Annotated in this window: 9 protein-coding genes and 1 pseudogene; 5 read left to right on the top strand and 5 right to left on the bottom strand. The window is 62.9% G+C overall.

The genetic code is table 11. From position 1 onward, the window contains the following. Together AB0P23_RS09465 and AB0P23_RS09460 are read left to right on the top strand one after the other, a co-directional pair. Window positions 1-228, top strand: a pseudogene (locus tag AB0P23_RS09465) (HNH endonuclease); the annotation flags it as partial. A gap of 118 nt (window positions 229-346) precedes the next feature. After that, window positions 347-703 carry a hypothetical protein gene (locus AB0P23_RS09460; RefSeq protein WP_052053584.1) on the top strand — a complete coding sequence of 119 codons (357 nt, stop codon included), beginning with the start codon at window positions 347-349 and terminating at the stop codon, window positions 701-703. 4 nt (window positions 704-707) lie between these two features. On the opposite strand, the gene AB0P23_RS09455 is transcribed toward AB0P23_RS09460, so the two are convergent. Next, window positions 708-905 (bottom strand): PLD nuclease N-terminal domain-containing protein, encoded by a 198-nt coding sequence (locus tag AB0P23_RS09455; protein ID WP_032366706.1) that lies wholly within the window; start codon window positions 903-905, stop codon window positions 708-710. A gap of 62 nt (window positions 906-967) precedes the next feature. On the opposite strand from AB0P23_RS09455, the gene AB0P23_RS09450 reads away from it, so the two are divergent. Further along, window positions 968-1,210: a PLDc N-terminal domain-containing protein gene (locus AB0P23_RS09450; protein WP_363797323.1), complete on the top strand. Its 243-nt coding sequence runs from the start codon at window positions 968-970 to the stop codon at window positions 1,208-1,210. Here AB0P23_RS09450 and AB0P23_RS09445 read toward each other — a convergent pair. Beyond that, the gene (locus AB0P23_RS09445; protein ID WP_032392420.1) at window positions 1,192-1,644 is read right to left on the bottom strand and encodes a GNAT family N-acetyltransferase; all 453 of its coding nucleotides are present in this window, start codon (window positions 1,642-1,644) and stop codon (window positions 1,192-1,194) included. The genes AB0P23_RS09450 and AB0P23_RS09445 overlap by 19 nt on opposite strands. Then, a complete protein-coding gene (locus AB0P23_RS09440; protein ID WP_045841688.1) occupies window positions 1,631-2,641 on the bottom strand; it encodes an aldo/keto reductase in 1,011 nt (336 codons plus the stop codon). The genes AB0P23_RS09445 and AB0P23_RS09440 overlap by 14 nt, the downstream gene beginning before the upstream one ends. Before the next feature lie 64 nt (window positions 2,642-2,705). Here AB0P23_RS09440 and AB0P23_RS09435 point away from each other — a divergent pair, with 64 nt between their 5' ends. Then, a complete protein-coding gene (locus tag AB0P23_RS09435) occupies window positions 2,706-3,617 on the top strand; it encodes an aminotransferase class IV (protein ID WP_032374211.1) in 912 nt (303 codons plus the stop codon). Here the strand turns inward: AB0P23_RS09435 and AB0P23_RS09430 are convergent, their stop codons facing one another. Both AB0P23_RS09430 and AB0P23_RS09425 read right to left on the bottom strand, forming a co-directional pair. Further along, window positions 3,618-4,766 carry a serine hydrolase domain-containing protein gene (locus tag AB0P23_RS09430; protein WP_052061647.1) on the bottom strand — a complete coding sequence of 383 codons (1,149 nt, stop codon included), beginning with the start codon at window positions 4,764-4,766 and terminating at the stop codon, window positions 3,618-3,620. Window positions 4,767-4,832: 66 nt separating this feature from the next. Further along, window positions 4,833-5,393 (bottom strand): TetR/AcrR family transcriptional regulator, encoded by a 561-nt coding sequence (locus AB0P23_RS09425; protein WP_027494884.1) that lies wholly within the window; start codon window positions 5,391-5,393, stop codon window positions 4,833-4,835. A gap of 103 nt (window positions 5,394-5,496) precedes the next feature. Here AB0P23_RS09425 and AB0P23_RS09420 point away from each other — a divergent pair, with 103 nt between their 5' ends. Continuing rightward, window positions 5,497-6,336 (top strand): alpha/beta hydrolase, encoded by an 840-nt coding sequence (locus AB0P23_RS09420; protein ID WP_032374210.1) that lies wholly within the window; start codon window positions 5,497-5,499, stop codon window positions 6,334-6,336. Window positions 6,337-6,398 lie beyond the last annotated feature (62 nt).

Raw genomic sequence — 6,398 nt, 5'->3', positions numbered from 1 at the left:
CACCACGCACTCGTCGGCACCGGCCCCGGAAAGTGGGCAACCACCAAAACCACAGCAGGACATCGCTATCCGGGCCGAACCCTGTGGCATCCACCGACCGGAATGGACCCCACTCGCCGTGGGCTGATCAATCACGCACACCACCCCGAGGAGGTGCTCTACCCACCCGACCACCACTGCGACAACACCCGCGACACCGGTGACGAAGAACCACGACAACCCGCCTGACGACCCACACAAGCGTCAGGGCACAGCTCTGTCTGTTGTCAGTACATCGCGACCGCCCGCACCGGCGTGCGCGAAAAATAGGAGGGCTCCCGAGTCGGCGCCCGCGTACGGTAACCCGATGATGGTTCTCGCGAGCAGGACTGCGGAGTTGTCGCCGCCGGTCTTCTTCGTCTGGAAGGCACTGATGCGCCCAGACTTGCATCCGAAGAATCAAGGGTTCGCCTGGCCGGTGATGTTCGAGGGTGCCGCTCTGCCGCGCATCGTCGAGAGTAGTGAGTTCGACCGCGTGGTGTGGAGCTCGCCGTGGCCGAGTCTTCCCGACGTCCTGGTGCAGTTCGATCTGACCGCAGCAACCCGACTGCGCTGGACGCTGTTGGCCCACGCACCCGCCCCCAACCCGCAGACGGTTGAATGGCTCCGCGACCAGGTAAGCCATCTGATCAACATCGACCTACGCAATGCGACTGGACACTGAACTCTCAGCTGTTGCCGCCGTTCACCCCATACGGATAGCGCTTCCCGACTGCGAACCACAGGATCGGGCCGACGATGGGCAGGATCAGTGTCACCACTACCCATGCCAGCTTGATTAGCCAGTTGGAGCCTGTGTCGCGGACGATCGACACGAGAGCAATGCCGAAGAGAGCCAATGCAATCGCGCCGCCGGCAGAAGTCATGGTCGCACCTTATGCCTGCGTCGTGGCTAGTCTTGCCCTGAGGTGAAAGGAGTCGGAAGACCATGGATGCTGACGGTAACCCGGCTCTGCCGTTATGGTTCGATCTCGCGTGGATGGCTGGGATCGTGTTGTGGCTGCTAGTCGTCGGTGTCGCATGGGTGTCGATACTTCGGAGCAATCAGGCTCGTCGGGGATCCGCGTTCTGGTGGTGTCTGCTCGTGTTGCTGATGCCCATCTCAGGCGCACTGATATGGTTCGTCGCTCGCCCGCGTAAGCCCGATACAGATCAACGGTTGAGTTCGTAGCGGGCCAGCCACAGTCCCGGCAACACCTCTTGATTCTCGGTGTGCGCGAAGCCGAGGGACTCGTACAGGCGGCGGGCCGGTCCATTGTCGCGTCCCGTTGCGACTCGCAGTTGCTGTCCTGCAATCGAATTCAGCATCACCTCGACCAACGCTCGTCCGATGCCCTGCCGATGTGCGTGTGGAGCCACCACCAGACGGTCGATCTCGGATCCGGACCACGCTGCGGCACCGAGGATTTCGTCCAGATCGCGCGCGACGAGCCAGTGGACCTGTGCTGCACACAGATCATCCACCGACTCGTGCAGTAGTGGGATGCGGTCGTCGCCGATGAGCTCGGCCTCGACAGCGTACGCACTCCTCTGTACGGCCAGGATTTTCTCGGCCGACAACCGATCCGTCGACGGATCGACCTGCGCTATCTCAATACCGGCCACCAGCGGGCTCGGGCAACGTGTCGAGTGCGGCGAGGTGCTCGGAGCTCAACGTGAGCGAGGCGGCACCGGCGTTCTCGTCCAGACGTGAAGTGCGGCGAGTGCCGGGAATCGGCACCACGTGCTCTCCCTGCGCCAGCACCCATGCCAGGGCCACCTGCGCAGGCGTCGCACCGAGCTCGTCGGCGATGGCCGCGATGGCGTCGACGATGACGAGGTTCGCATCGAGGTTGTCGTGACTGAAACGCGGCAGTCGAGAGCGGAAATCATCTGCAGCGGGTGCGGTTCCGCGGAAGTTGCCCGTCAGAAACCCTCGGCCCAGCGGTGAGAACGGCACAAAGGCGGCACCGTTGTCCTTCGTCCATGTCAACGAGGTTGCCAGGTGGTCGCGTGTCCACAACGACAACTCCGACTGCACAGCAGATATCGGATGCACCCGCTGAGCCCGATCGAGCTGCTCGACGGTGAACTCCGAAACACCCAGTGCGCGAACCTTTCCGGCCCGCACGGCCTCGGCCATCGCGCCGATGCTGTCTTCGACGTCGACCTCGGGATCGGGACGGTGCAGGTAATACAGATCGATGTGGTCGACGCCCAACCGTCGGAGCGAGTCGTCGATGGCAGACCGCAGATGCTCGGGCTTGCCATTGGGGCCGGAAATGACCGGCTCGCCGGCGTCGCCGATGTGGGAGGTCAATCCACCCTTGGTCGCGAGCACCACCTCGTCGCGTCGACTGCCGATGGCTGCGCCGACGACTTCCTCGTTGGTGAACGGTCCGTACACATCGGCGGTGTCGATGAAGTTCACACCCAGGTCCAATGCGTGCCCGATGACGCGATCGGGGGACTCCGTTTGGTCGTCTGCCTTGTATGCCCAGGTCATTCCCATGCAGCCCAAGCCGACGGCACCCACCTCGGGGCCGTCGTTCCAGAGTGTGCGGGCGGGAGTGGAGCCTGCGGAACGACCAAGGGGTGGCCAGGATACTGCGCGTTCGCTCATGTACTCGACCATAGAGAAGTAAAAGCGTTGTCGCTTGGACTCACCGGGCGACTAGCATCGCCGCATGGCACTCCCGCACTCGAAGGTGTATTTCGGCGATCGCTTGGTGGACGCGCAGGACGCGACACTCGGGGTCGCGACCTCGGCCGTCCTCTACGGCCTGAGTGTTTACACCGTGTTTCCGGTGCAGATGAACGGAGATCGGCGCACCGCTTTCCGGTTGCTCGATCACTACCAGCGACTCGTCGAGTCCTGCAAGATCATCGGCATCGACACCTTCGCGACGCAGTGGAGTTTCGAACGGTTCGTGCAGGTGACGCAGCAGGTCGTCGCGGCCAACGCCCCGACCGACGAGGTGTACGTGCGGGCAACCGTCCACGTCGACGAGTCCATTCCCGGAACACGGGTCCGTGGCCTGCACACGACAGTGTCGATCTTCCTCTACGACGCCAATCCCATTGTGCCGCAGGACGGTATGAGGTTGAAGACCAGTGTGTGGCGTCGCATCCCCGACTATGCGATTCCGTCGCGCGCGAAGGTCAACGGGGCATACGTCAATTCCGTTCTGGCGAAACAGGATGCCATCGACAGTGGGTTCGACGATTGCATTTTCCTCGACATCAACGGACACGTCTGCGAGCTCAGTGCCGCCAACATCTTCCTCGTCCGAAACGGAGTGCTCGTCACACCCGACGTCACCAGCGACATTCTCGATGGCATCAACCGTCGAACGCTTCTGACGTTGGCGCGCGAAGAAGGAATGACGGTTCAGGAGCGAACCGTCGACCTCACCGAGCTGTACATCGCCGACGAGGTCTTCGTGTGTGGCACGTCGGCCGGGGTTGCCCCGGTATACGAAATCGACGGCCGCGCAATAGGAACCAAGGAAACCGGACCGGCGACGCTCACTCTGCGGAAGCGTCACCAGGCTGCACTCACGAGCGACGAAGTGCACGGCTGGGTGACGACCCTCTAGCTACGCCGGGCAGGTCGATGCCAGCCCGGCGATCAGGGCTTCGGATGCGGGTTCTAGCAGCGGATCGGTGCCCGGGGTCGGCGCGGCTGTGGTCCAGGCCAGTGACACCTGACGGGTGCCGTCGGGACTCGAGAACTGAAAAGTGCGATATCCGAAGCCGTTGCCGCGCTGGCCGAACAGCAGCTCACCGGACTCTGGATCGCAGGCGTCGATTCCCAGCAGCAATCCGAGGCCGTAGCCGGAGGGGCTGACCACCTGCATGTCGTCGACCATGTTGCGAGGTAGCAGTGTGCCGTCGAACAAAGCACGAAAGAACGTGTTCATGTCCTCTACGGTGGAGACCACTGCAGCAGCGGAAGACCAGATACTCGCGTCGTATTCGGTGACGTCGGTGTAGATCCCGTTCTCCAGCACGTAGCCGTGCAGTGCATCGCCGGCGATATCAGTGTCGGTGGGGTAGGTGGTGTCGGTCATCTGCAGAGGTTCGAAGATCCTGTCCTGCAACGACTGTCCGACGGGCTTCCCATCGAGATCGGCCACGATCCGCCCGAGTAGAACGTAGTTGGTGTTCGAGTAGCTGAACTCCTGGCCCGGTTCACTTGTCCACGGCATGGCCGATGCCTTCGAGATCAGCTCATCGTCGGAGACGGAATCATCGGCGCGAGAAGCGATCTGCTGCGCCGTATCGAGTCCGGTGAGGTAGTCGGGTATTCCGCTCGTGTGGTCGAGCAGTTGTCGGACGGTGACGGACTTGGACAGCAGGCCCGGAAGGAGTTCGTCGACCCGCTGATCGAGCTGCAGCTTTCCCTCGTCGACGAGCTGCAGCACCACCGCCGCGACCATCGACTTGGTGACGCTTGCAATGCGCACCGGATCATCGGCACCCGCCGGCTCGGTGCCATCACGCTCGACGAGTCCTGCCGCTCCCGACCAGGAATCCTCGCCGTCGCGCACCTGCGCGACAGCGGCGACGGACCCGGCCGCTACCAGCGCGTCCAGAGCCGCCTGGACGTCGTCGGTCCTGATGTTCCCACTCGACGTCGTCGTAGTGGTCGCCTGCACGGCTGAGGGCTCGTCGGACGACGTGCATCCACTGACCAGCAGGAACGTCGAGACGGTGAGGGCGGCGAGGACTCGGAGCTTGCTCATGGATTCGACACTAACGTCCCGAAACGGACAATTTCAGTGTCAAATGTCAGTGATCCGCGATGCCGGTCACTTCGCGCTCGAATTCAACAGAACCTCGGCCGCAGTCTTTGCTGCAGAGGCGGATTCGGCCAGTTCGGTGATGGCGGCGGTGGTTTGAGCACCCTCGGCGAGAAGTGCGATTTGCAGACCGACGGTCGGCTCGCATCCATCTTCGACGGCCAAGGCGGTGACGTACTCGATGAAACGTTTCTTGTGCTGATGCGCGGCGTCGGCGACCTCGGGCATGGTTGCGCCCAGTTCGCCGAAGGAGTTGATGAACGCGCACCCGCGAAAGTCGTCCTCTCGAAACCATCGATCCAGGAAGTCGAAGATGGACAACAGCTTTCCGCGCGGCGTGTCGTGTCGGTCCGCCTCGGCGCGGATCCCGTCGTTCCACTGGGCAGTGCGGCCACGGAGGACCTCGGCCACGATGGCCGTCTTGGACGGAAACAGTGTGTACATGCGTTTGAGAGAGATTCCCGCTGCGGTGCGCAGCTCATCCATGCCGACGGCCTGGATGCCGCGCGCATAAAACAATTCGTCCGCGGCGTTCACCACCTGTGCCCGTCCGATTTCCGTAATGGTCATCGCTTACCCCTTGCCGAGAGAACCAACGTTCTCTACAGTAGTCTACACACGGAGAGAACGACCGTTCTCCCGCTCGATGTTCAGGACACAGGAAGGCAGGATCATGGCGTACATCAACGTCGGAACCGAGAACTCCACCCCCGTCGAGGTCTACTACGAGGATCACGGCTCCGGCCAGCCGGTTGTGCTCATCCACGGCTACCCGCTCGACGGCAACTCCTGGGAGCGCCAGTCGCGTGCGCTGCTCGATGCCGGCTACCGCGTCATCACCTACGACCGCCGTGGATTCGGGCAGTCGAGCAAGCCCACCGTCGGCTACAACTACGACACCTTCGCTGCAGACTTGGACAAGGTACTCACCGAGCTCGACCTGAACAACGTCATCCTCGTCGGATTCTCCATGGGCACAGGAGAACTGGCTCGGTATGCCGCGAAGTACGGCACCGATCGCGTCGCCAAGTTCGCGTTTCTCGCCTCGCTCGAGCCGTTCCTGCTACAGACCGACGACAACCCCACCGGCGTTCCGCAGTCGGTGTTCGACGGCATCGAGACCGCAGCGCGCGAGGATCGTTTCACCTGGTTCGAGAACTTCTACAAGGACTTCTACAACCTCGACGAGAACCTCGGCAGCCGCATCAGCGAGGCCACCGTGCGCGCCAGCTGGAACACCGCCACCACCAGCGCGCCCGTCGCGGCCTATGCCGTCGTGCCCACCTGGCTCGAAGACTTTCGCGGAGACGTCGAGAAGGTCCGCGCATCGGGCAAGCCGACGCTGATCCTGCACGGCACGGCCGACAACATCCTGCCGATCGACTCCACCGGCCGCCCGTTCCACGAGGCGTTCCCGGAGGCAACGTACGTCGAGGTCGACGGCGCACCCCACGGGCTGCTGTGGACACACTTCCAGGAAGTGAACGACGCGCTTCTCGCATTCGTGAAGTAGCACCGACGTCGTACAAGACGCAACAGAAAGGGACGGCACCGCGGCCGTCCCTTTCGCGTCGG

Source organism: Rhodococcus sp. NPDC077669, from assembly GCF_040686915.1.
Classification (GTDB): Bacteria; Actinomycetota; Actinomycetes; order Mycobacteriales; family Mycobacteriaceae; genus Rhodococcoides; species Rhodococcoides fascians.
The sequence above is the reverse complement of the archived record's forward strand: the minus strand, read 5'-3'. Positions and strand labels throughout refer to the sequence as shown.

What these genes read in the sequence shown, in the direction of transcription:
- AB0P23_RS09435 (WP_032374211.1), top strand. Translation starts at nt 2,706, where the DNA reads ATGGCACTCCCGCACTCGAAGGTGTATTTCGGCGATCGCTTGGTGGAC.
- AB0P23_RS09420 (WP_032374210.1), top strand. Translation starts at nt 5,497, where the DNA reads ATGGCGTACATCAACGTCGGAACCGAGAACTCCACCCCCGTCGAGGTC.
- AB0P23_RS09455 (WP_032366706.1), bottom strand. Translation starts at nt 905, where the DNA reads ATGACTTCTGCCGGCGGCGCGATTGCATTGGCTCTCTTCGGCATTGCT.
- AB0P23_RS09425 (WP_027494884.1), bottom strand. Translation starts at nt 5,393, where the DNA reads ATGACCATTACGGAAATCGGACGGGCACAGGTGGTGAACGCCGCGGAC.
- AB0P23_RS09460 (WP_052053584.1), top strand. Translation starts at nt 347, where the DNA reads ATGATGGTTCTCGCGAGCAGGACTGCGGAGTTGTCGCCGCCGGTCTTC.
- AB0P23_RS09440 (WP_045841688.1), bottom strand. Translation starts at nt 2,641, where the DNA reads ATGAGCGAACGCGCAGTATCCTGGCCACCCCTTGGTCGTTCCGCAGGC.
- AB0P23_RS09430 (WP_052061647.1), bottom strand. Translation starts at nt 4,766, where the DNA reads ATGAGCAAGCTCCGAGTCCTCGCCGCCCTCACCGTCTCGACGTTCCTG.
- AB0P23_RS09450 (WP_363797323.1), top strand. Translation starts at nt 968, where the DNA reads ATGGATGCTGACGGTAACCCGGCTCTGCCGTTATGGTTCGATCTCGCG.